The following is a 24,354-nucleotide window of genomic DNA, read 5'->3' on the forward strand; positions in this document are numbered from 1 at the left end:
ATTATACTGTCATAAAGCTTCGTTAATTTTCACTCTAACTCCATGATGGGGAATATGAATGACAGAAGCAATGGAAATATCTCGTTACTCACAGAAAACCGGCAGCAACCGTTCATTGATGTTTAATGTTCAGGCTTGTGACCGGTTTTTTTGTTTTCTGCGACTAAATAGAGTCTAAAGGGGACTCATCGGTAAGTGAATGGAATACAACCAGAGATGTCGATGACTTTTTGAAGACTAACAAGGGTAAATACCACTATGAGTAGACAAAAAGCAGCAACACGTTTACGCCGAGAAAATAAACGCACCTCACGTAAAGAACAACGTAATGGGGCACATCGAGATAATGTTATGGTTTTACCAGGATTTGGGGATATTGATACCATTGGCATGGCGAGAGAAAAACGCGATGAACGTGTGTTATCTCCTCGCAACGAAGCACAGCGCCAATATATGAATGCAATTAAACATCAAAATCTTATTTTTGCCACAGGAGAAGCTGGCTGTGGCAAAACCTTTCTTAGTGCTGCAATGGCTGCCGATGCTTTAATTAATAAAGAAATAGAACGTATTATTGTTACTCGGCCTGTATTGCAGGCAGATGAAGATCTCGGTTTCTTACCTGGTGATATTGCTGAAAAATTCGCACCGTATTTTCGTCCTGTCTATGACGTATTAGTGAAACGCTTAGGTGCTTCATTTTTACAATATTGTTTACGACCTGAAATCGGCAAAGTTGAAATTGCACCTTTCGCTTATATGCGAGGGCGTACTTTTGAGAATGCATTTGTTATTTTAGATGAAGCGCAAAATGTTACGGTAAATCAAATGAAATTATTTCTAACCAGAATGGGCGAAAATGTCACCGTTGTGGTTAATGGTGATATTACCCAGTGTGATTTATCCGCTAATGTACCGTCTGGATTAGCGGATGCACTAATTCGATTTGAAGCTAATAATCGAGTGGGCGTGATTAAATTTATGCAGGAAGATTGTGTGCGCTCTGCATTATGTCAGCATGTATTAGCTGCTTATAATGATTAAATAGAGAGTAGGAATTTTTGTATAAAATAAAAAAGGCTGCATATTATTGAGGAAGTTAATATGCAGCCTGTACAGCCAACGCCTGATCTTTAATTTATCACTCAGCTTACGTCTTCGTTATCCATAACATGGTGACGTTCAGCGTGATAGCCTTCTTCGTCATAACCAAAACGCCAATAAGGAATGGCATAAATCAAACTACGATCGTAACCGTTATCACGGCGAATATGGCGTCTTAATGCACGAATAATTTTGTCTTCACCTGCAATCCAAAATGCCACATCTTCAGCAGGTAATTCCCATGACATAAATTTATTAATTAAGTTTTGGGTTTGTTCTTCAACTGAGCCAATCAACCAGATTATCTCTAAGCCGCTAGGATGTTTAATTTCTTGGCGATGTGTTTCGTCTTCTACTCGTATAACAACTTTTCCTTGGACATTAGGCTGCATGCTTTCAATTAAAGCCATTAAAGCAGGTAATGAACTTGGGTCAGCTGCCATATAGTAATGTGATGCAGGTGCTAATAAAGGATCTGGGCCACCCGGATTAGTGATCCCAATATAGTCGCCTTGCTTAGCATTTAGCGCGAAATGAATAGCTGGGCCTGCATCGTCATGTACGGCAAATTCAATATCTAATTCTTTTTGCTCAGGACGAATAGCACGAACACTATAAGTACGTACGATCGATCTTGGTTCGCCTTCGGGCCATTTCGGGCCTTTTTCAGAAAAACCCGGTACGGTAGGTTTAACTTGGCCTTCTAAAGGTAAGAATATCTTTAAATGTGCTCCGGCAGTACCTGCTGGGTAAGTATCTAAATCATCACTCGTAAAGGTGATACAGCGCATTCCTGGTGTAACATCAGTAATACGTTTTACTTGAACTAGGCGAGGAGGCGCTGGTTTATAAATATTTTTTTCTTGAGGTGTTTTTTGGTTACTCACGTTTTTTTACCTGACTCATTTAATTATTTTATCGACGTAGATATTATCATTTTCAATTAATAATGATAGTCATTATCAACATTAACATTGATTTAGTAAAGGAATGCGTATTTTTTACTTATAGAGTGTGATTAGGTTCAAACTAACAATGAAAAAAACTTAAAGATCAATGCAATAAGCATGGCGTAATAATTTGATGGTATTAACTAGAAAAGTTAGAGATAAAAAAAAGATTAAAGTGTAATGAGGGAGCGGGATGTATTGATGTTATTCTCTTTAAAGAAAGAAACGATTTTAGATGGTTATAGCAAAGGTAGGAAAATCAATTAATACAGTGAGTAAACTAAATAGTTATACACTCACTGTATTGTCATATTAATTCAGCAATAGATTAAGCTTTAGGATCTGGGCCGAATCTGTTGTCACCTTTAGTACCTTCAAGGCACATAAAGACAAAAACAATTAATCCACCAACAGCAGGAATAAATGCAAGTAAGAACATCCAACCTGATTTATCTTGATCGTGAAAACGACGAATAGTGACTGCAAGGCTAGGTACGATAATTGCTAAAGAATAAATACCAATAATAATACCTGCAATTGAACCTAGTGAACTCATTTCACCTGTATACATATCTATTGATGACATTAAAATAGCGTATAACACAGTAATAATAATGGTATTTACCAGAGTAAACATCCAATATTCTTTTCTACGAGCACGGCCTGAAAAGTTAGCGTAATTATTTTTAATGACTTCCAAATACCAATTCATGACTTCATCCTTAATTTAGTAGCAACGATAAGTAAGCCTAGTGTAAGTGATCTTTCTTAGCAATTAAGATAATTCTAAATTATCGAAATATGTATTTTGAACACAGATTATCCATTACCCATACTTTTAATAGGGTGGGATTCAATTCTTGAATTAATCATCTGGGCATATCTAAATGACTCATTTGACGTGTCTTTAATAGAATAATACAGATATAAACCCTCTAGGCGGCGATATCATAATTACTTTGGAAGCTTAATTCAACATTCATTCTATCTTATTTCTAGAGAAGATGGTTTTTTATAGGATTGTTTATATCTTTTTTTATCGTAATAAATGCATAAAAAAGATTTTATCTCTTACCATTAATCAAAAATGATGTATTTGAAGTTATATTATCAAAGAGTTTGATTTAAATTTAGTTAATCATAGAAGAATAAGAATATTTATTTTTCCATTTTTTTATAAAAAAAGTAATTTATATAAAATTAGCTGTTAAAAGAGCATCTAATAAAAATAGATAAACTTTAATAACATTAAACAGTAACCTACTATTTTAAACAAAAGGGCTGAAGATAACTTCAGCCCTTTCTTTACTTTTATTCTATAGCTTGCCGTATTTGGCGCTAGTTAATTATATTGCTGTATGTACTTTGCCTTTACTTGACTTTCATTCCAGCTAACGTCATTAAAAAACGAAAGAGGGAAGAAACAGCGAATAAGGCTAAAACGCTACAAAACCAAATAGTAATCAACCATCCCCATTTTTTTAATAATGAGGGTTTGCTTTGTATTTGTGGATCAGTGATAACCTTCTTCATAATTTGTTTTTCCTCTGAAAACGTAATAACTCCAGAATGTGTAAACGAGAATAATTGGAATAATAAACAGCGCACCAACGAGCATGAAACCTTGGCTTTCTGGTGGTGCAGAAGCTTCTACAAAACTAATTGCAGGTGGAATAATGTTAGGCCAAATACTTATCCCCAATCCTGCAAAACCTAAGAAAATTAAAGCTAGTGCACCAAAGAAAGGAAGGTAATGTCCTTGTTTTTTCACTGAACGTAAAATTAACCAAGCACTGTACAACACTAAAAGGGGAACAGGTAAAAAGAAGAACAGATTAGGTAATGTAAACCAACGTTCAGCAATCGCAGGTTGTGCTAATGGTGTCCATACACTGATGACAGCAATAACCGCAAGCATAACGAGTGTTAGTGGTTTAGCAACTTTATATAGACTCTGTTGCAAATGACCGTCGGTTTTCATAATTAGCCAGCCACATCCTAATAATGAATAGGCGATAACTAATCCAAGTCCACAAAAGAGTGCAAAAGGGGATAACCAGTCAAAATAGCTACCAGCAAAAGCACGATTAACAACCGGTAAACCTTGAACTACGCTACCAACGACAACGCCTTGCATAAAAGTGGCTAAGATAGATCCAAAGATAAATGATTTATCCCAAAAACCTTTGTGATTGTCATCGGCTTTAAAACGAAATTCAAACGCGACACCACGAAAAATTAAAGCGACAAGCATTAATGTTAGAGGCATTGCTAAAGCATCAAGAATAACCGCGTAAGCCAATGGGAATGCACCAAATAATGCGGCCCCGCCTAAAACTAACCATGTTTCGTTGCCGTCCCACACCGGAGCAACGGTATTCATCATTAAGTCACGATCCTGGTCACTTTTAATAAATGGATAGAGCATACCGATACCAAGATCGAAACCATCCATCACGATATACATTAAAGTACTAAATACGATGATGATGAACCAAATTACTGGTAAATCAATTCCCATGATGAACCTCCGGTGTACCTTTGCGGATCAGTTTTAACATATAGGCATATCCAACACCGAATACAGAGCTATAAACAACTAAGAAGATCAGCAAGCTTATACTCATATGCATTTCGCCGTGTGCAGATACGGCATCTCTTGTTCGCTGTATGCCATAAACAACCCAAGGTTGACGTCCTACTTCGGTTGTAAACCAACCAGCGAGAATAGCGATAAGTCCTGAAGGTGCCATTAAGAAAGTTAAGCGTAAGAAAGCTTTAGATTCATAAAGTTTCTTTTTATATCGTAGCCACGTTCCCCAAACACCGACTAAAATCATTAACATGCCAAGGCCAACCATGATGCGGAAAGACCAGAAAACAATAAGTGAATTAGGTCGGTCTTCCTTAGGAAACTCTTTTAATGCAGGGACTTGTTTTTCTAAGCTGTGGGTTAAGATCATGCTGCCAAGATAAGGAATTTCTATCTTATATTTTGTTTCTTCAGCATCCATATCTGGCATACCAAAGAGAATTAACGGCGTTGCTTCTCCCGGTTCATTTTCCCAGTGACCTTCAATCGCGGCAATTTTAGCGGGTTGATGTTTTAAGGTATTTAAACCATGGACATCACCAATGAGTGCTTGAATTGGTGCTAAAATTAAAATCATCCACAACGACATTGAAAGCATCTTTTTCATAGCGGATGTTTTATGGCCTTTGAGTAGATGCCATGAGGCAGATGCAGCAATAAAGAAGGCTGAAGCAAGGAAAGCTGCAACACCCATATGAGCGAGGCGATAAGGGAATGATGGGTTGAAAATAACCGCGAGCCAATCTACGGGAACAACTTGGTTATTTATAATTTCAAACCCTTGTGGTGTTTGCATCCAGCTATTTGAAGCCAAGATCCAAAACGTAGACATTAATGTACCTAATGCCACCATACAGGTTGCGAAAAAGTGAAGTTTTTCGCCTACTTTATTCCAGCCAAATAGCATCACACCTAAGAAACCAGCTTCTAAGAAGAAAGCGGTAAGAACTTCATAAGTGAGTAGAGGACCTGTAATTGAGCCCGCAAAATCAGAGAAAAAGCTCCAGTTGGTTCCGAATTGATAGGCCATGACCAAACCAGAGACAACGCCCATAGCAAAGTTAACAGCGAATATTTTTGACCAAAAATGGAATAGCGCTAAATAATCCTTATTGCGAGTTTTTAACCATAAACCTTCCAATACGGCTAAAAAGCTAGCCAGTCCAATAGTAATTGCAGGGAAGATAATATGAAAAGAAACTGTGAACGCAAACTGGATACGCGCCAAATCAAAGGCACTTAACCCAAGCATAAAAAACCTCGTTATATTGATATAAAAATGTAAATTGCAGGTAAATCGTGTGGATTAGTAGACCATATGACAGTAAGCTATAATAGTGACAATAAGTTTAAAAATGACTATAACAGTTTTGAGGTGAACAGTTTTATATGACTCGATATGAACAGCTTGCAGCGCAAATACGCCAACAAATTGAAGATAATATCTGGCAATCTGGCGACCGTTTACCTTCATTGCGGGATACGGTGAAACAATCAGGTTTAAGTTTAATGACTGTTTTACAATCGTATCAGTTATTAGAAAGCCAAGGATGGATATCTGCTCGACCACAATCCGGTTATTACGTTGCACATCGTAATACTCGTTTTGGTCAAGTGACAGCTAGCAAAGGGCTACACATGAGTGAAAATGTTGAAATAAGCACCTCTATTTTCAATGTCCTTCAAGCGTGTAAAGATCCTGAAATTATTCCTTTTGGTTCCGCTTTTCCCGATCCCAGTTTATTTATCCAACCTAAATTAAGTAGTGCATTGGCTTCTGCTGCAAGACATCTAGCACCCCAAAGTTCGGTGATCAATTTACCTCCGGGAAATGAAAAGTTACGCCGTAACATTGCACAACGCTATGCATTACAAGGAATTCATGTTTCTCCAGATGAAATTGTGATTACTGCTGGTGCAATGGAATCATTAAGTTTTAGTTTGCAAGCAGTTACCGAACCGGGTGATTGGGTGGTGATTGAGTCACCTGCATTTTATGGTGCATTACAAGCCATTGAACGTTTGCGATTAAAAGCGATTGCCATTAGAACCGATCCTATAACCGGAATTTGTTTAGATGAACTCGAAAAAGTGGTAGAGCAATATGATATTAAAGCCTGTTGGTTGATGAGCCATTGCCAAAACCCATTAGGTGGAACAATGCCTGATGAGAATAAGATAAGGCTGGTGGATATATTAGCGAAGAAACAGATAACACTAATTGAAGACGATGTCTATGGCGAACTCTATAACAGCCAGAAAGCACCGATGCCAGTAAAAGGTTTTGATAAAACAAATAGCGTTTTACATTGCGCTTCTTTTTCTAAATGCCTTGCACCAGGATTTCGAGTGGGTTGGGTCGCAGCAGGAAAACATGCAACAAAAATACAGCAGTTGCAAATGATGAGTACAGTTTCTGCCAGTATGCCAACACAGCAAGCCATTGCCGATTATTTATCACAAGGTGGTTATGATACGCATCTTCGCCGATTAAGATTATTGTTAGAACAAAGGCGTTATCGGATGTTACAGGCGATACAAACGCATTTACCTGAAGATGTAAAAGTGAATATTCCATCAGGAGGGTATTTTCTCTGGTTAGAGTTTGAGTCAACATTTGATGCCAATAAACTCTATCACTTTGCATTAGAACGAAGTGTCAGTATTGCGCCGGGCTCGATGTTTTCCACCAGCTCTCAATTTAATCATGCATTTCGTTTAAATTCTTCTTTTCAATGGAATAGTCGCACTGAAAAAGGAATGGAAATTATTGGTGAAGGATGCAGAAAATTACGACGTAAATAGCTGACGTCAGCGCACATTTTTAAAAGTTAGCTATTGATTTATTGACGGTAATCTCCAATGATTAATCCTTAACCTCATTATCAGACTGATAGCCAGATATTGCAGGAGGATACAATGAAGCTACGTTGTTTTGATCAACAAGAGTTACCGTTTATATCGTGGAATAATCAAAAAGGCACAACGCAAGAAATTGTGTGTTGGCCAGTTAATAATGATTTTTCATGGCGAGCGTGTTTAACCTCCATCGAAGAGAATAGCTCATTAGGACAATTTCCTGACATTGAACGGCAAATGGTGCTATTAGAAGGTAATGGCATCAATTTAAATAGCCCCGGTTTTCTTAGCCATTCCGTTACAGACTCTTATCAGCCATTTGATTTTTCAGGTGATATTCATGTCAAATCTGAACTGATTAAAGGCGGCGTAAAGTGCCTAAATATCATGGTGCGTCGAACGTGCTGGAAAGCAGAAACGACCTTAGTCACACGGCCGCTTATTTTGCCTAGTTCTCATGCAGGGTTAATTTATGTCACTCAAGGCGAATGGACTTTGATGGGCGCGACTTGCCAGAGTTTATCAAAAGGACAAGGCGCTTGGTGGTTGCCTGATATTCGTGAAGGTGAAATAAGGCCACTAACTGCAAATTGCCAATTATTATGGGCAGATATTCGACCACTTAAATAGAGATATTCTTGTGGTCAAATACTGACTGGAATAATAAATAGTGCTTAGGATTAAGGTTAATTTAAAGCCAGATTAATAGCTGCAAAAGTGAGTAATCCACCAGCAATGCCATCGTTATAGCGGCGACGTTTTTCACTTAAACCACCTTTTAAGCCAATATAAGCAAAAAAGGTGCCGAGCAGACCATAAATAATTAAGCAAGTCGTGATAAATATCCCAGATAACAGCAATGATTGTGTTGCTACATCATTATGATTATCAATAAAGTTTGGTAAAATAGCGAGATAAACGAGTAGTCCTTTAGGATTAAGAAAACTGGTTAAAAAACCTTTACGAAATAGATGTGAGGTTTTTGAGGCATCTAGGGCTAATTGACCTTTTTTGCAGGCTGATATCAACATTTTGACTGCAAGATAACTAATATAGAACACACCAACCCATTTGAGTAAATGAAATAAAATGGGTGATGCTGATACTAAGGCGGCAAGCCCTAACGCACTCAGTAATGCATGGGTTAAATAGCCTGATATTACGCCAGTATTGGCAATCCATGCTGATTTCATACCGCCAGATAGCCCTTGAGATGAGATAAAAAGGATATCTGGCCCAGGTGTGCAGATAAGTGGTAGAACAGTCAGTGCGAATAATAATAAAGTGTTAAATTCCATCTTTTCACCTGATAGAGATAGATTAAGAGAAATATCATTTTTGCTGTGAAACTTAGCGGAAAGATTATATGATGTTTTCGAAAAAATCGGGTTGCTTTGTTGCTAACAAAAAGAATTAATTGGCAATAAAATTCCACAAATAGAATTAAGGTTAATCTTTGATGTCAATAAAATTAGATAAGATAGATAAACATATTTTGCAGGTTCTTCAACGTGATGGCAAAATCCAGAACATTGAACTAGCAAAAGAGGTTGGACTCTCACCTTCTCCTTGTCTTCGCCGAGTGCGTTTACTCGAAGAATCTGGTGTGATCACTCGTTATGTTGCTGTGTTAGATGGTAGTAAGGTTGATGCAGGTTTATCTTTATTTGCAAGGATTTGGTTTAGAGCACAAGATGCTGAAACTATTGAAGAATTTGTAAAGGCTATCAAGGTATTACCTGAAGTGGTTGAATGTCATTTAATGGCTGGCGAATGTGATGCTCTTATTCGCATCGTGACTAAGGATTTAGCAACGTATCGTCGTTTTCATGCCGATTATTTAACACAAATTCCAAGCATCCAAAGTATAAAAACAGAAGTACCAATGGAAACGGTAAAAGTGAGTTTTGCTTTGCCACTTTAATTTGCTAAACATTCAGGTTTAGTCAATTTTAAATCATCACACGATATTTTTAATAGAGAAAGCCTCTAGTTAATTTAACGGAGGCTTTTTTATAACCGTAAATTAAACTATCCAGCTTTTAATAAACCGATATATCTCGGGTGTATAAAGCAACATACAGATAAATAATGATGCACCAATAAAATAGAGATCAAATGACCAAGTGCACAAAGAGACGATAATTAGCATTAATACGGTAAGAATAACGATACAAAGTCGGATCTGGGAGAGAGTTATTTGACCCGCACAGGATAATAATTCACCAATTAATTCAAATAAATCAGACACCTTATTTCCTTAAAAAAATCCATTTAATAGAAGTCAGTATATTAGGCTTATTGATTACGGTCTAATTGTTTATCTGTAAGTTATTTAATTTATATTATTTTTATGTGTTTGTAATAATAGAGCCAATAAATAGCTCTATTATTATATTTAATTTCTTTTTTAGATTATCAACAAAGAAATTTATTTTGTTTGAGGTGAACTAGATAACTCTTTCGTTACAATTTCAGCAGCTTTAGCAATAATATCTTTGCGGTATTTTGCATCCTGTTCTTGTTGTGTGAAATAAACGACTAAAATTAATGGTGCATGGTTTTCAGGCCAAATAACGGCGATATCGTTAGTCGTACCATAATCACCACTACCGGTTTTATCCCCAACAATCCAGTGTTTTGGTAAACCCGCTTTAATACTGTGATCACCCGTTGTATTACCTTTTAACCAAGTAACAAGTTGTTGACGTTGAGACTGACCTAGCGCATCACCTAATGTCAGTGCTTGAAGACTTTTAGCCATCGCAATTGGAGAGGTAGTATCACGAGGATCACCATGAATTGCTGTATTTAATTCGGGTTCTTTGCGATCTAGGCGATAAGTCACATCATTAATTGAGCGTGCAAATTGAGTGACTTTGGCTGGACCTCCTAAATAATCTAATATCTTATTCATTGCTGTATTATCGCTATATTGCAATGTAGCCGCACTTAATTCAGCCAGTGTCATTCCTGTTGTTAAATGTTTTTCTGTAATAGGGCTGTAAGCAACTAAGTCAGATTTTTTAATCGTAATATTCTTATCTAATAATCCGGCTTGTTTTTCACTCGCTTTTAAAACGGCAGCAACTGCCATAACCTTACTTGTACTTGCCATCGCAAAGCGTTCTTCACCACGGTATGTTATTTGTGCGTTATCTTCCGTGTTGATTAATGCCACGCCTAAACGACCTTGGCTATATTTTTCAAGCGTACTTAATTGTTCTTCAATTGTATTATTGTTGTCAGCCCATAGCATTGGAGATGCCAATAGAGATATTAATGAAACTGCGATCGCTGCAGTTTGGCGAAATGTTGTTTTAAACATAGTCATTGTTGCTCATATTCAGTTAATAAAGAAAATCTCAATATAAATAGACAGTTATTCGGTAGATATAGAGCCGTTTATTTATAAGGTGCAATATCCTATTTAATTGATTTATTGACAATCGATAATAAATCACCTTAGCTTATAGAAAATCTAATGGCTAAGAATATTATGAGAACACATCTCCCCCTAAATGCACTGCGTGCATTTGAAGCTTCTGCAAGACATCTTAATTTCACCAAAGCGGCATTAGAGCTGTATGTCACTCAAGGTGCTGTTAGCCAACAAGTGAGAATGTTAGAAGAGCGACTTGGGGTTGTTCTTTTTAAGCGTTTGCCTAGAGGCTTAGAAATGACGGATGATGCTCAAATCTTATTTTCTGTATTAACAACGGCTTTTAGTGATATTGAGCGAGTATTTAAGCAGTTTGAGCGTGGTGAATATCGCGATGTTGTTTCAATTGCAGCTGTCGGCACATTTGCTGTGGGGTGGTTATTACCTAGATTGGCCGAATTTAGGCAGTTATATCCAAGAATAGAAGTGAATTTAAGAACAAATAACAATGTGGTTAATCTGGCTACTGAAGGATTAGATTTTGCTATTCGATTTGGTGAAGGTTTATGGCCATTAACACATAACAAAGCGTTATTCTCTGCGCCATTAACGGTATTGTGTTCATCGGGTACAGCGAAACGTTTACAACATCCAACTGATTTAATAAATGAAAACTTGTATCGCTCTTATCGAGAAGATGAGTGGTTACAATGGTTTGAAAAAGCAGATATGTCACCTATAAAAATAACAGGCTCTATTTTTGACTCTTCACGCTTAATGATTGAAAGCGCTATTTATGAAGGTGGAGTTGCATTAGCACCAGCAAAAATGTTTTCAAGAGAAATTGAAAATGGCCAGATAATGCAACCCTTTAAAATAGAAGTTGAAATGGGAAAATATTGGCTAACATATTTAAAATCAAAGCCAATGACGGCATCAATGGAAATATTTCAGCAATGGTTAATGAATGAAGCGCTAAAAGAATGCAGTGAGTGATATAAAAATAAAAAGCACTGATTAATTTCAGTGCTATTTGTTATTTTTGCTCACAGTATATTTTTTCAATTACAAAGAAAAATGCTCTTTTACTATTTCTCTGCCTATTTCAATAGACGCTGTTGCCGCAGGTGACGGAGCATTACAAACATGCAGTGAACGTTTACCTTTTACAAAATGGAAATCATCTACTAATTTCCCTTCACGAGTTAATGCTTGGGCTCGAACACCCGCAGGGCCAGGATGAATATCTGCTTCACGTAAATCAGGAATAAGTTTTTGTGCATTCGCGGTAAATAATTTACGTGAATATGAGCGGCGAAGCTCTGCCATTCCTTCACCTAAATAATTTCCAGCAATTTTCCAAAATCCTTTATAAGTGAGAACTTCAGCAAGGTCTTTTAAGTTAATATCGCTTTTTTTATAACCTTCACGCTTAAAAGCTAATACTGCATTAGGTCCAACGTCACGATGTCCGTTATACATACGTGTAAAGTGCACACCTAAGAAAGGAAAATCAGGGTTAGGAACGGGGTAGATTAAATGATTTACTAAGTAGTTTTTATTAGTATTAAGCATAAAATATTCACCGCGGAATGGGACTATTTTCATACCTGTGTCATAACCTGCCATTTTAGCAATACGATCACTAAATAAACCGGCACAATTAATTAACCATTTGCCTGTAAATTGGTTATTGGATGCTGTAACAGTGACTGTATCATCGGTTTCATTAATTGCTGTAACCGCTTGTCCAAATGTAAATTCACCGCCACGAGATTGAATAATTTCAACGTGTTTTGCTGCAATTTCAGGGTAATTCACAATGCCTGCATCGGGAACTAATAAGGCAGCAATACCATTAACATAAGGCTCTCTGACTTTAAGCTCGGCTTCAGTCATTTTGATAACTTCAAGTCCATTCTCAATACCACGTTGATAGATATTTTCTAACGCTTGTAACTCTTTTTCATTGGTGGCAACAATGACTTTGCCACAACGATCATAATAGAGATTATGTTGTTGGCAAAACGCATACGTTGTGATGTTGCCTTGCTTTGCTAGCCTCGCTTTAAGGCTCCCTGGTGTATAATAAATACCTGAATGAACAACATTACTGTTATGCCCACTTTGGTGAGCAGCAGGGCCAGATTCTTTATCAATCACTAGTAATTTCAGCTCAGGTTGACTCTCTTGTAGTGCACTTGCAACCCCTAATCCGACTAATCCCGCACCAATAATAATCACGTCATAAGTCATAATATTATCCATTTTATAAATTTTAAATTAACAGGGTTCTTGTTGTAAGCGCTTTAATTTGCCTCGTACATTGGTTAAATGAAGACGCATTCTATGGCTTGTTTCATCGTGATCTTGTTGGCGTATTGACTCAAGAATTGCCTCATGTTCTGCAATTACTCGCTCAATTTCAGTATCTCGTCCTTTGTTTTTACTTAACGAATACATTAATACACCAAGGTAGAGTTCATGTAGGTTATCTAAGATCCGGACAAAAAAGGGATTATGTGCGGCAACCATAATCGAACGATGAAATTGATAATCTTCTTTATGACCAATGCTTTTGTTTTGTCTTGTCGCCAAAACAAAAGCGTCGTGGGCGTTTTCGATAGCGCGTAACTCTTCTGGTGTTCGACGTAAAGCGGCAATAGCTGCCGCTTCATGTTCGATGACCTCACGCATTTCAAGCAGTGAATCTATCTCTTCAGGGCAAGCTATTTCCATAACTAATGGCTCATATTTACTGAGTATAGAATGGTCAATGACACGGCGACCGCCCCCTTGGCGTGAAGTTACTATGCCACTGGCTTCTAAGACACCTAATGCTTCTCTGATGGGGACTCGACTGACGCCAAAGGCGTCAGCAAGTACATTTTCAGAAGGTAACTTTTCACCAATAGGGTAAGTCCCGTTACTAATATTTTGCTTTATCTGCTCTAGAATTTGATGCGACGCTTTTTGGCGTGAGATCTTTTGTATCATCTAGTTTTCTCCAGATGCATGCCCCATATTGGCTAATTGTTTTTTAGACCGTAATAAATGGAATGCACCAGTCAATAGGATCAAGGCGACACCTAAAAGGTCGGTATATAAGCCCGGTTTAATCATTAGAATTGCTGCTGCTGCAAATGCAATACGCTCAAACCACGTTGTTTTAATCATCCAGAAGTTTGCTGTTGCGATACTTAGTGCATAAATTCCGATTAATGCACTAATAATCATTAATCCAATAGAAAGTACACCTAAATTATCACCTTGCATCAATAAAGCAGGGTTATAGACTAAAATAAACGGAATGATAAAACCAGGAAGTGCTAAGCGAACCGCATCCCATGATGTTTGCATTGGATCAGCTCTTGCAATACTGGCTGCGGTATAACTTGCCAATGCCACAGGCGGTGTAATATTAGATAGAGCACCAAACCAGAAAACAAAGAAGTGAGCTGCTAAAGGCATTACACCCGCTTTAATTAAGATAGGTGACACTGTAACGGCCACAACAATATATAATGCCGTTGAAGGTAAACCCATACTTAATACAATACACACCAGCATAACAACTAATAAGATCATCCATAATGTATTATCTGTCATTGAGACAATATTAAATGCTAATGTCGCACCAATACCTGTCATTGTAACGACACAGATAATGACACCTATGGCAGCACAAGCGACAGTCACTTGAACCGATCCACGAGCAGCTTCAGCTAAGGCATCGGCCACTTTAGTTAATGTCATACGGACTGATTTATCAGGTGTAATCCAGCTTGCAACAATAATAGTTAGAATACCTAAGAAACCTGCATAAATAGGTGTTTTACCCACTAATAAGGTGCCAATAACAATAACTAAAGGCAGTAATAATAAACCACGCGCTTTTAATACCGCTTTAACTTGTGGGATATTCTCTTTACTTAAACCTTTTAATCCTTGTTTTTTAGCTTCGATATCAATCGCCATAATTAATGCTGCGTAATACAACAACGCTGGAATAATCGCGGCAATAACGATAGTGGTATAAGAAATGCCTAAAAAGCCCGCCATAATAAATGCGGCAGCACCCATAATAGGTGGCATTATCATACCGCCCGTTGATGCAGTTGCTTCTACGGCACCCGCAAAGCGAGGTGTTAATCCAATGCTTTTCATTAAAGGAATGGTAAATGTACCGGTTGTCGCTACGTTGGCGACAGCACTTCCACTTAATGAACCGGTTAATGCAGATGAAATAACAGCAACTTGAGCAGGACCACCACGGCGACGACCCGCAAGAGCAAGTGCTAAGTCATTAAATAGCGCTGTTGCACCACTCACACTTAAGAACGAGCCAAAAAGAATAAAGACAACAATTGCCGTTGAGGCTGTTGAAAGGGTGATCCCAAAAATACCTTCACTGGTCATAAATAAACGGTATAACAATCTTTCTACAGAGAATCCTGCATGACCGAAGATACCCATAAAATACTGACCAAATAAAGCGTAGATAATGGCAAAAGTGGCAAGCCCTGGAATGAAATAGCCTGTGGTTCTTCTTGCTGCTTCAAACAGCACAATAATTCCTAATATTGCCATAACATAATCGGTTGTGTTTGGAATGCTTTTTCTCACAACGTGAAGATCAACATAATTAAAGAAAAAGTAGCCATAACTGATTAATGTTAAAGCAATAAAAAGATAATCCCATCCATTAAACTTAGGTGTTGAAAAACGCTTAGAGAATGGAAACAAAATAAAACCTAAAATTAAAATACCACTAAGAAAAATAGTATTACGGTAAAACTCTTGAGTATTTGATAATGCGTTGGAATAAATAGCATAAAGCGAAATTAATATTGCAAGAGTCGTAGTAATTTTCAGGTAAATACCTGCAAGTTGGCGATTGCCGGAGCTTGCTTCTTTATCTAATGCAGGTGGCTCTACCGGAGTTAGGTGGTCATTGTTAGTCATAACTCACTCCTGTTATTTATTATTAGTTTGCGTTTGAGCTTCTGGTGGAATCAGATAATCAGGGATCTCTAACCCGATTTCTTTGTAGTAGCGGTAAGCCCCTAAATGTAATGGCACAGAAACGCCTTTTAATGCATTTTCTGTGGTGATGTACTTGGCTGCGCTATGAACTTGATGAACCTCAGGCAGGTTCTCAAACATGGTTTTTGTCAGCTCATAAACCAGATCATTATCAATACTGGTTGTGGTCATTAAGATATTAGGTTGAGCAATCGTATTGACCATTTCAGTTTGACGAGGGTAGGTGTTGGCGGGTATTTCAAATCGAAACCATGAATTTGCCACATGATTGATATCATCAAGTTGCTTATCTGTGACTTCGAGTAATTTTGCACTGACACCACTTGCATACATATCAGTTACCGCTGAAGCAGGCACACCGGCAGGTAATGCGCCACCATCGAGGCGACCATCTCGCATGGCAGAAACTGTATCCCCATAGCCGAGGTATTCTGGAGTGATATCTTTCTTAGTTAAATTAACGCCTTTAAGAATAATAATTGTAGATTGTTCAGTACCACTGGCTTGAGGGCCAACAGAAAAACTCGTTGCACGAATATCATCTAATGTGCCTGTTTTCACTTTGTTATTCATTAACACAAAGTGTTCAACATTGGGCCATAACATAGAGATTGAACGAAGATTTTTTTCTGGTTTACCTTCAAAATTACGCACGCCTTCGTAGGCTTCTACGGCTAAAAGGCTTTGTAATATTGAAAGTTGAGCTTCATTCTTCTGCATTAAATAGATATTTTCTATTGAGCCAGCAGAAGATTGCCCGGTTACTTGAACGCCTCTATCCTTAAGATGCGTACTCCATACGTTTGCTAAACCCACTCCCATCGGATAATACGTTCCTCCTGTTGAAGCGGTTGCTACAGAGAGAAATTGTTTATTCGCATTCTCTTTTTTGCCGATTACTGCTAATGAGACAACAGCAATAACAGCAACAATACCGATGGCAAGCTTTGTTTTTCTTATTCTCATGATGTTGTTCCTGTACATAAAAACGCAGGTGAATGTTTCACACTAACTTGTATACAACATGACAACTTTTATAGAAACAAGGAACGTTAAGAAATTGTGATGTGACGTAATGAAATTAAAACAAGAAAATAACAATTTGTGATCAACATAGTAATTATGCAATTTTTAATCATAATTATGGTGATAGTCATAAAACACAAAAGAAAATATCAATAACTTGCTAGAGAAACGATAAAACGAACTAAAAAATAACCTATTTATCGATAATAAAAAATAAAATGAAAAAAACAGGGGATCAGAAAATCGTTAAATAATCCGATGATGAAGATGGGAAACAGATCATTTTTAGTGTTAATAGAATAAGTAAAGCTTAGCAGTAAAATTGAGTCGTAATTAAAACGCTTATAAGGCAATTGAAAGCACGGCTGTTGCAATCAGCACAAACATAGCAGACCAAATTAATGCAGAAATCGCACTGGTGATATAAATACCGTATGTAGGTAGTTTTAATAGGCCAGCACTAAACGGTGTTAAATAACGAAATACAGCGAGGAATCGAGAAATAAATAAAATATAGTGAGTCTTATTTTTTAATAACTGCTGAACTCGATTAATTTTTGACTGATAACGCTTAACCCATGCCTTAAGTCGAGGAAATCGATAGATAGAACGGCCTAATTCGTAGCTAATAATCGAGCCTAATAGAGCGCCAAAACTGGTTGCTAGCCAAAGAAAGATAGGTGAATAAAGAGGCAAACAGGCACCAAAAATAAAGATCAGCATTAAAGATGCAGGAGGTAAGAATGAAGAAATACCAATAGTCGATTTTCCTGCCGTGATTAAGGTAATGGAGAGGAAAAGTGTAATAGGAGATAAATGACCTAACGAGTCTAATAGAGCGTGAATAATTTCCATTTTATTATCTCCAGCAACAAAATAAACAACATCAAACGCTAATAATAGAGAGATAAACCTTAAGATTATTATGAGTTAATTTTATGATCTTTATTTATTTCAACTAACATTTTGGCCCATTCAATAGGGGAATTTTTTGTTGGTAATTTTAATTTTTGGCTTAATGAGTATAGCGTAGGTGCAGGTATATCTGAAAGAGATTGCAATGTTGAGTTCATTAATACCTTTTCAGGTACGTCATCAGCAATTAATTTACCTGAAGATAAATGAATGACTCGCTGAAAATGGCGTGCAGTAAAGTCCAGATCATGGCTAATAGCAAGAACAGATGTCCCTAATGTTTTTTGTACTTGAAGCCAATTTTCAAAACAAGTTAGCCAATGTGCATCAAAATCGCGAGTCGGTTCATCAAGCAGTAATATTTGAGGGGATAGAATACTTAAACTGGCGACGGCAACCATTCTGCGCTGGCCAGCGTGTAAATCTAAAGGATGAACATCAGCGACATCACTTAAGCCACAAAGTATTAATGTTTCATCTAAACGTTTTTTAATTTCATCTTTAGAAAATTTGCGTTGTTTTAGGCCAAAAGCGACTTCTTTTTCTACTGTATTATGAAATATTTGTCGTTCAGGCTCTTGGAATAATACACCAATATATTGAGCACGTTGTGTCGCTTTCATTTGAGATAATGGCTGATTATTGAGTTTTACCTCACCTTCATTGGGTGTTAATAACCCCGCAATTAAACGCAATAAAGTTGATTTTCCCGCACCATTATCACCAACAAGTGTTACCCATTCACCTTGATTTAACGTTAAAGATAACTGAGAAATACAGGGTGGTACATCTTCACTCCAACGATAAGACACTTTATCCAGCTGTAGCATAAAACTCCTTAAAAGCTTTAAGCAAAGCTTTATCGTTATTTACAATATTTTTGTTCCAATAATGGTTTTCAACTAACCAATTTAAAGCTTGCCATGAATCAGGGGCATTAATTGTTGAAAATAAGAAAGGAAATATATCTTCTAAGGCGCCTGCCGCTTTTGTTTTTCCTGCTTCTAACAATAAAAATTGTTCACTGAGCGTTATTGCAGGCAATAAGCTACGTTCAAAAATAATCACACTACATTTATGTTCTTCGGAATATTGTTTTATACGTTGTTGTAATTGTTGTGTCGCATTAGGGGTTAAACGACTAAATGCTTCATCAAGTAATAATAATTTGGGGTGCATGGCAAGGGCACTTGCAATCACAACTCGCTGAGCTTCTCCGCCTGAAAGTGTAGAGGGATGGCGAAAACGTAAACTGTTGCATTGTGTTAATACCATTGCTTCTTTTACACGAAATCGAACTTCATTATCGCTTAATCCTAAGTTTTCAGGACCAAAAGCAATCTCTTGTTCTACAGTAAAAGCACAACCTGAGAGTTGCAATTGGGGGGATTGTTGAACGAGTTGTCTCCCAGGGGCTAGTGATACTAATCGGCTTTTATCTAGAGCAATATTTTGTACAATTCCCAAGCCTTGCACTGAGCCTGTTAATAAATCGGGATACCAACCTGCTAGTAATTGGGCAAGAAGGCTTTTTCCACTGCCATTTCCTCCCAACACAACAAGCCACTCTCCTTGTTTTAATTGCAAATCAATAGGGCCAATAATCGGTTGCTCATCACCTTTAGGAGTAAAACTAAATTGCTGAAGATTTAGTACCATAGCCAAATAGCTCCTTCAACAAAGATAAGCAGTAAAATCAAATAGCGGAACATCTCTTGTAGTGGTGTATCGGCAGGAGGAGAAAGCGTAGTTCGTTTTGTAATAATACGAAATCCTCGCATATCTAATGCCGCACTACGAACTGTTAAATCACTTAATACATGACTGATAAGTGGCAGGATAATAGCAGGCAATGTTATTAGACGTTGCCAAAATGAACCATCAAGAGGAACACCTCGCGCTAATTGTGCTTCTCTTATATTGTGTAATTGTTGGCGTAATTGTTCTACAAGCAGCAAAGGCCCTGCTAATAAATAGGAGAGGCTCATTGGTAGACGGCTGGCAAATAAGGCTCTAATAAATTGTTCGGTTGAAGTGTACTGCAACCACAATTGAGCGCCGCTTATTATTGCTAATAATCTTAGCCATAGCGTTATTGCCATAGTCTGTTTACTGGTATCTAAAATGCCACCACTTAACCAATACGCAAGCCAACCGCTATGAACTAACCATAAGCCTATTGCCATTGGGATCATTAACCATGCAATAAAGCGCCAACGCCAGCGAGAGGCTTTCCAAAGTAATAAGCTAATAAAAGTACCACTGCTGATAATCAGCAGTGGTAAGCTTAATGATAAAAAAAGCACACTAGCACTTAGCCAAAGCCATAATGCCAATGAGGTAAAGGGATGCATTATTAGCGAACCTTAGCCATTGCAGGGAAATTGCGTTGTGTTCTTTGTGGTAATTGACGTACTAATAACCAAGCAATAATCGCTGATAATATTTTATCTGCAAGATTTGCACCTAATACCGTAATTGCCACAGATTCAATAAGCCCTTCACCAACAGCATGAAAATAAGCGACAAAGAAATCTGCGCCACTTCCAGTTGCACCACCAAATAAATAAGTACGAATTGGAACAGCGACAATCATCAGCGCTAAAGTAATGACAACACCTGAGCCAATAACGCGAATTAAAGAGCGAAAACCGCCCGCACGTGCTAATAAACCTGCACTTAATCCTATCATCATGGCAACAGGTGCAAATGCGGCCGCCATAGGGCCACTAATTAATCCCCATAATAGATTGGTTAATAATCCTGTAAATAATGCAACCCACGGACCACCTAATAATGCACAGATAAGCGTACCAATAGAGTCTAAAAAGATAGGAAGTTTGACCATAGAGGTGATTTGACCACCGATCATATTTATTGCAATAGAAACAACAATGAGCACAAGAGTACGGCTCGAAATTTGAGGAGTTGTAGACATAGTTTAAAAACCTTTACAAAGGATAGTGACTATTGGTTTTATTATTCTGCGTCAATAACGCTTTTTGATAAAAAGGCTATTTACGCGGTGTGATGACCAACTCCTCATAACCAGAGTGTTCACAAGGCTGACGGCTAAAAGTCACTTGCTCTAACTCACCAATAACGAGCTCTAGCGTCGTGCGCACTGTACAACCTGGCATCATATGTCCACCACACATTAATCCATTTTCATCTGAAACCGCTAAATGCAAATGTTCACCTTGGTTATCTAATGTTCCAATCAGTGAAACAATTTCAAATTTACCTGTAAGATAGCGATTTTCTTCGCGGCCTGCAAAACGTAATACCACATCTGTTAAACTCCCCACACAACCTGCAATAAATGCCGATTTCAGATTTTGTTCTTTAATAATCTGTCGTAATGCCATAATCACATCCTCATTAGGGAGAAGGCGAAGTGCAATAAATCGAGCATGAGAAGAAAGATGAGGTGATTGTAGCATGGTGTTATCCTAAACGATTGATGGGTGTAAATAGGAAAAGCGATACTTAAATCAAATAAGTAAAAGATTAATTATTTCGCTAATCATTGTTATTTTAGGTTTATTTTTCAAGAAAGAAAAGATTGGACCTGTATCAGGTGGGGCTAGCAAAAATACAGAATAGACTTTATTACTGTTCGAGGGTGAATTTGTAGATATAAATACCCAATCAGGAAAATAAATTTATCAAGGAGTGAGCGTAAAAATATTGAAACTCGCGTTACTGAATATTTAAATAAAAACAAACAGTAGCGCTAGATTGGAAAGCCCTCAGTGATATTTTATATTGCCGGGGGCTTTTATATGATTAGTTTAAAATACACTAAATAATTAAATTATAATCAATATGTTCCATTAATTTAACGTTATCACGATAATCGACAGGAATGGCCAGAACAGCAGGACCATCAACAGCCATTGCTTCATGTAAAACAGTACGTAATTGAGATGCACACTCAACAGAAAACCCTTTAGCGCCAAAAGATTCAGCATAACGTTTAAAATCAATTGCCCCAAATTTTACGCCAGAATAACGACCATATTTTTCTTGTTCTTGCATTTCGACCATATTATAAGCGTTATCCACCCAGATAATATGCAAGATATTGGTATTTAAACGAACTGCGGTTTCCAGCTCCATAGACGATTGCATAAAGCCACCATCACCAGAAACAGAGATAATTTTATCAGAAGGTCGAACAAAAGAAGCGCCAATTCCCCAAGGTAATGCAACCCCCATTGTTTGTTGCCCATTAGAAATTAGCATTTGTCTTGCTCTAAAACTATAAAGATAACGAGCGAGCCATATATGGAAACTCCCCATATCAATACAGAGTGTTACATCGTTATCAATAATATTTTGCATCTCATGGATGATGGTTAAAGGGTGAATAGGAGAACCATGTCGAAAATAACTATTTTGTTGCAGAATTTCTCTTTGATGAGAAATTTTCTCTAAAACCTGACGAGTATTATTTGAGAGTGTAATTTGAGATGTAGATTTTTTAGAAAAATAGTGAGTTAAATTGTCAATTGTTAATTTGATATTGCCTGTTAATTCTAAATCGGGGCAGTAAGCTAAATCAATTTCAGCGGGGATCTCATCAATATGAATAATATTGGCATTATTATGATTCCATAATGACGGCTCATATTCGATAGGGCTATACCCTAGAGTGATTACTAAATCAGCGTGAGATAATAACTCATCACCCGGTTGATTATTAAATAAGCCAATACGGCCAGCAAATAAAGGAAAATGGCGTTGAGCAATCGCACCTGCTGATTGATAAGTACCTACAATCGGAAGAGGGCAAATATCAAGTAGCTTTTGTAATGCTAATGCATTTTCAGGATAACTAGCTTGTAGCCCTAATAAAATAACGGGGCTTTTGGCATTCAGCAGTAATTTAACGGCTTCTTGGATAGCATCATTATTTGCACTACCAATATTGAATTTTGATTTAGGTACTAATATTGGGCTATTAACTTCATTATTTAAAATATCCATTGGAAAAGTTAAAAAAGCGGAGCCAGGTCTTCCTGATTCTGCATGGCGAAAAGCATTAGCCATAGTTTCGGAAATTGATTTTGAGGAATCAATTTCTGCACAAAATTTAGTAATAGGATTAAACATGGTGACGGTATCCATGCTTTGATGAACCAGTTTTAATCTATCGGAGGATTTTACTGATCCTCCCAACGCAACTAATGGATCACCTTCAGATGTTGCTGTTGCAATACCCGTCGCAAGATTAGAGCATCCCGGCCCCGATGTTACGATAGCGACTCCCGCTTTACCCGTCAAACGACCAACCGCAGCTGCCATAAATGCAGCGTTAGCTTCATGACGAACAATCACTGTTTCAATAGTTGAATCAACAAGAGAATCAAATACACGATCAATTTTTGCACCCGGAATACCAAATACTTGTTTAATGCCATGTTGTTCTAATTGTTTGACAACTAAATCTGCACCACATTTCCAATGAGGAGTATTCATATAACCTTCTTTGATTTTGCAAGTGAATAAAAAATTGGATTGAGAATAAAATGAAGCGATTTTTAAATTAATTTTCGGCTTGTTCTATTGCTTGATGGAGGTTGTCTGGCATTAAATTAGCTTGTAGAAAAGCGGACTGGCTGGGTAAATCAATAGTAAGGCGAGAGATGATACCGATTTGTAATATGCCCTTTTTAAAGTAGTAATCAAGAACGTGCCCACCCCCTTGTCGTTGTTGATTAATATAATGCTCATGAAATCCTGCAACATTTATGCCTTGAGTAAATTGTGGGGATCGAAAACCTGCAATAATGCCTGTTTCATTGTGAAAGGTGAAAGTAGGCTGATTTTCGATAGCTTCTAACATTGGGCGATAGGGAGGCTCTTGACGAGGAACTGTGCGTGTTTTAACTAATTCAAATTCACCTTCAATTTTGATTGCACAAAACAAATTGTCGGAAGGAACATACTGATTAATGACATTGTGTATTTCTTTTTGTGATGCACCATAAGAAAAGTGATGTTCAATATCACTATTAAAAAATGTCATTACAGCAAAGGGGGATTTTTGAGAATTTAATGCCTTACGTGCGCTACCATCAGAGCGTAATTGAAAAACATTATTATCGAATGCAACTAATTCACCATCAAGCTGATTAAATGTGCCTAACCCAAAATCACCATGCTTTAATAAATCAGCAATAGTGATATCACTGTCATATACACCTGCAATTAAACTACTCATTAATGAATTTTGATAAATAGTACATTCGGGATGATTATTAATATAATTATTTAAGTTGGTTATTATTTCTTGCCCACATAGGCAACCATTCACTTTATTCTGTTTAATATCGCTATTATCTCGCACGTTATATTTAAGACTGCTATTCATAATAAAATCGATCCTTATTGAATAAAGATAGTCATTAATTGACTATCAAATTTATTATTAACTCAATACATAAGATTTTCAAATATTTTAATTGTTATTG

At 37.2% G+C, this 24,354-nt stretch carries 25 protein-coding genes; 5 read left to right on the plus strand and 20 right to left on the minus strand.

What is annotated here, in order from left to right; genetic code table 11:
• Positions 1-258: 258 nt before the first annotated feature.
• Positions 259-1,044, plus strand: a complete 786-nt coding sequence (gene phoH / locus GTK47_RS11690) for a phosphate starvation-inducible protein PhoH (RefSeq protein WP_165123358.1) — start codon at positions 259-261, stop codon at positions 1,042-1,044.
• 101 nt (positions 1,045-1,145) lie between these two features.
• Here the strand turns inward: phoH and GTK47_RS11695 are convergent, their stop codons facing one another.
• From GTK47_RS11695 to GTK47_RS11715, 5 genes are all read right to left on the minus strand, one after another.
• Positions 1,146-1,991, minus strand: a complete 846-nt coding sequence (locus GTK47_RS11695; protein ID WP_165123359.1) for a siderophore-interacting protein — start codon at positions 1,989-1,991, stop codon at positions 1,146-1,148.
• 391 nt (positions 1,992-2,382) lie between these two features.
• On the minus strand, positions 2,383-2,766 hold the full coding sequence (locus GTK47_RS11700; protein ID WP_165123361.1) for a DUF805 domain-containing protein: 384 nt from the start codon (positions 2,764-2,766) through the stop codon (positions 2,383-2,385).
• 659 nt (positions 2,767-3,425) lie between these two features.
• The gene (locus tag GTK47_RS11705; protein ID WP_109372179.1) at positions 3,426-3,587 is read right to left on the minus strand and encodes a DUF2474 domain-containing protein; all 162 of its coding nucleotides are present in this window, start codon (positions 3,585-3,587) and stop codon (positions 3,426-3,428) included.
• Complete coding sequence (cydB, locus tag GTK47_RS11710) at positions 3,568-4,575, minus strand: cytochrome d ubiquinol oxidase subunit II (RefSeq protein WP_165123363.1); 1,008 nt, start codon at positions 4,573-4,575, stop codon at positions 3,568-3,570. The genes GTK47_RS11705 and cydB overlap by 20 nt, the downstream gene beginning before the upstream one ends.
• A complete protein-coding gene (locus tag GTK47_RS11715; protein ID WP_075670967.1) occupies positions 4,565-5,899 on the minus strand; it encodes a cytochrome ubiquinol oxidase subunit I in 1,335 nt (444 codons plus the stop codon). The genes cydB and GTK47_RS11715 overlap by 11 nt, the downstream gene beginning before the upstream one ends.
• A gap of 137 nt (positions 5,900-6,036) precedes the next feature.
• Here GTK47_RS11715 and GTK47_RS11720 point away from each other — a divergent pair, with 137 nt between their 5' ends.
• Positions 6,037-7,452 carry a PLP-dependent aminotransferase family protein gene (locus GTK47_RS11720; RefSeq protein WP_165123365.1) on the plus strand — a complete coding sequence of 472 codons (1,416 nt, stop codon included), beginning with the start codon at positions 6,037-6,039 and terminating at the stop codon, positions 7,450-7,452.
• Positions 7,453-7,566: 114 nt separating this feature from the next.
• Positions 7,567-8,136 carry a HutD family protein gene (locus GTK47_RS11725; RefSeq protein WP_165123367.1) on the plus strand — a complete coding sequence of 190 codons (570 nt, stop codon included), beginning with the start codon at positions 7,567-7,569 and terminating at the stop codon, positions 8,134-8,136.
• A gap of 56 nt (positions 8,137-8,192) precedes the next feature.
• Here the strand turns inward: GTK47_RS11725 and GTK47_RS11730 are convergent, their stop codons facing one another.
• Positions 8,193-8,804 carry a LysE family translocator gene (locus GTK47_RS11730; protein ID WP_165123369.1) on the minus strand — a complete coding sequence of 204 codons (612 nt, stop codon included), beginning with the start codon at positions 8,802-8,804 and terminating at the stop codon, positions 8,193-8,195.
• A gap of 161 nt (positions 8,805-8,965) precedes the next feature.
• On the opposite strand from GTK47_RS11730, the gene GTK47_RS11735 reads away from it, so the two are divergent.
• Positions 8,966-9,430, plus strand: coding sequence for an Lrp/AsnC family transcriptional regulator (locus tag GTK47_RS11735; RefSeq protein ID WP_023582027.1), 465 nt, complete (start codon positions 8,966-8,968; stop codon positions 9,428-9,430).
• A 102-nt stretch (positions 9,431-9,532) separates the two neighbouring features.
• Here the strand turns inward: GTK47_RS11735 and GTK47_RS11740 are convergent, their stop codons facing one another.
• Positions 9,533-9,757: a hypothetical protein gene (locus GTK47_RS11740; RefSeq protein ID WP_165123371.1), complete on the minus strand. Its 225-nt coding sequence runs from the start codon at positions 9,755-9,757 to the stop codon at positions 9,533-9,535.
• A 180-nt stretch (positions 9,758-9,937) separates the two neighbouring features.
• Positions 9,938-10,834, minus strand: coding sequence for a class A beta-lactamase (gene bla, locus GTK47_RS11745; RefSeq protein WP_165126589.1), 897 nt, complete (start codon positions 10,832-10,834; stop codon positions 9,938-9,940).
• Positions 10,835-11,005: 171 nt separating this feature from the next.
• Here bla and GTK47_RS11750 point away from each other — a divergent pair, with 171 nt between their 5' ends.
• Positions 11,006-11,884 (plus strand): LysR substrate-binding domain-containing protein, encoded by an 879-nt coding sequence (locus GTK47_RS11750; protein ID WP_165126592.1) that lies wholly within the window; start codon positions 11,006-11,008, stop codon positions 11,882-11,884.
• A 69-nt stretch (positions 11,885-11,953) separates the two neighbouring features.
• Here GTK47_RS11750 and lhgO read toward each other — a convergent pair whose 3' ends face one another.
• From lhgO to budA, 12 genes are all read right to left on the minus strand, one after another.
• Positions 11,954-13,156, minus strand: a complete 1,203-nt coding sequence (gene lhgO, locus GTK47_RS11755) for an L-2-hydroxyglutarate oxidase (RefSeq protein ID WP_165123373.1) — start codon at positions 13,154-13,156, stop codon at positions 11,954-11,956.
• 15 nt (positions 13,157-13,171) lie between these two features.
• Positions 13,172-13,885, minus strand: a complete 714-nt coding sequence (locus tag GTK47_RS11760) for a FadR/GntR family transcriptional regulator (protein WP_165123375.1) — start codon at positions 13,883-13,885, stop codon at positions 13,172-13,174.
• Positions 13,886-15,853 carry a TRAP transporter permease gene (locus GTK47_RS11765; RefSeq protein WP_102949495.1) on the minus strand — a complete coding sequence of 656 codons (1,968 nt, stop codon included), beginning with the start codon at positions 15,851-15,853 and terminating at the stop codon, positions 13,886-13,888.
• 12 nt (positions 15,854-15,865) lie between these two features.
• Entirely contained in the window at positions 15,866-16,900 is a 1,035-nt protein-coding gene (locus GTK47_RS11770) for a TAXI family TRAP transporter solute-binding subunit (RefSeq protein WP_088495417.1), read from the minus strand.
• Between the two features lie 402 nt (positions 16,901-17,302).
• Complete coding sequence (locus GTK47_RS11775) at positions 17,303-17,815, minus strand: VTT domain-containing protein (protein WP_165123377.1); 513 nt, start codon at positions 17,813-17,815, stop codon at positions 17,303-17,305.
• A gap of 68 nt (positions 17,816-17,883) precedes the next feature.
• The gene (locus GTK47_RS11780; RefSeq protein WP_165123379.1) at positions 17,884-18,705 is read right to left on the minus strand and encodes an ATP-binding cassette domain-containing protein; all 822 of its coding nucleotides are present in this window, start codon (positions 18,703-18,705) and stop codon (positions 17,884-17,886) included.
• The gene (locus tag GTK47_RS11785) at positions 18,689-19,534 is read right to left on the minus strand and encodes an energy-coupling factor ABC transporter ATP-binding protein (RefSeq protein ID WP_165123381.1); all 846 of its coding nucleotides are present in this window, start codon (positions 19,532-19,534) and stop codon (positions 18,689-18,691) included. Before GTK47_RS11785 ends, GTK47_RS11780 begins: the two co-directional genes overlap by 17 nt.
• A complete protein-coding gene (locus GTK47_RS11790; protein ID WP_165123383.1) occupies positions 19,525-20,229 on the minus strand; it encodes an energy-coupling factor transporter transmembrane component T in 705 nt (234 codons plus the stop codon). Before GTK47_RS11790 ends, GTK47_RS11785 begins: the two co-directional genes overlap by 10 nt.
• A 2-nt stretch (positions 20,230-20,231) precedes the next feature.
• On the minus strand, positions 20,232-20,813 hold the full coding sequence (locus GTK47_RS11795) for an ECF transporter S component (protein ID WP_098942621.1): 582 nt from the start codon (positions 20,811-20,813) through the stop codon (positions 20,232-20,234).
• Between the two features lie 76 nt (positions 20,814-20,889).
• The gene (locus GTK47_RS11800; RefSeq protein ID WP_165123385.1) at positions 20,890-21,318 is read right to left on the minus strand and encodes a PPC domain-containing DNA-binding protein; all 429 of its coding nucleotides are present in this window, start codon (positions 21,316-21,318) and stop codon (positions 20,890-20,892) included.
• A gap of 361 nt (positions 21,319-21,679) precedes the next feature.
• Positions 21,680-23,359, minus strand: coding sequence for an acetolactate synthase AlsS (alsS, locus tag GTK47_RS11805; RefSeq protein WP_165123387.1), 1,680 nt, complete (start codon positions 23,357-23,359; stop codon positions 21,680-21,682).
• Between the two features lie 67 nt (positions 23,360-23,426).
• Complete coding sequence (gene budA, locus GTK47_RS11810; RefSeq protein ID WP_165123389.1) at positions 23,427-24,254, minus strand: acetolactate decarboxylase; 828 nt, start codon at positions 24,252-24,254, stop codon at positions 23,427-23,429.
• Positions 24,255-24,354: the final 100 nt, after the last annotated feature.

Source organism: Proteus sp. ZN5 (assembly GCF_011046025.1).
In the GTDB taxonomy this organism is placed as follows: Bacteria; Pseudomonadota; Gammaproteobacteria; order Enterobacterales; family Enterobacteriaceae; genus Proteus.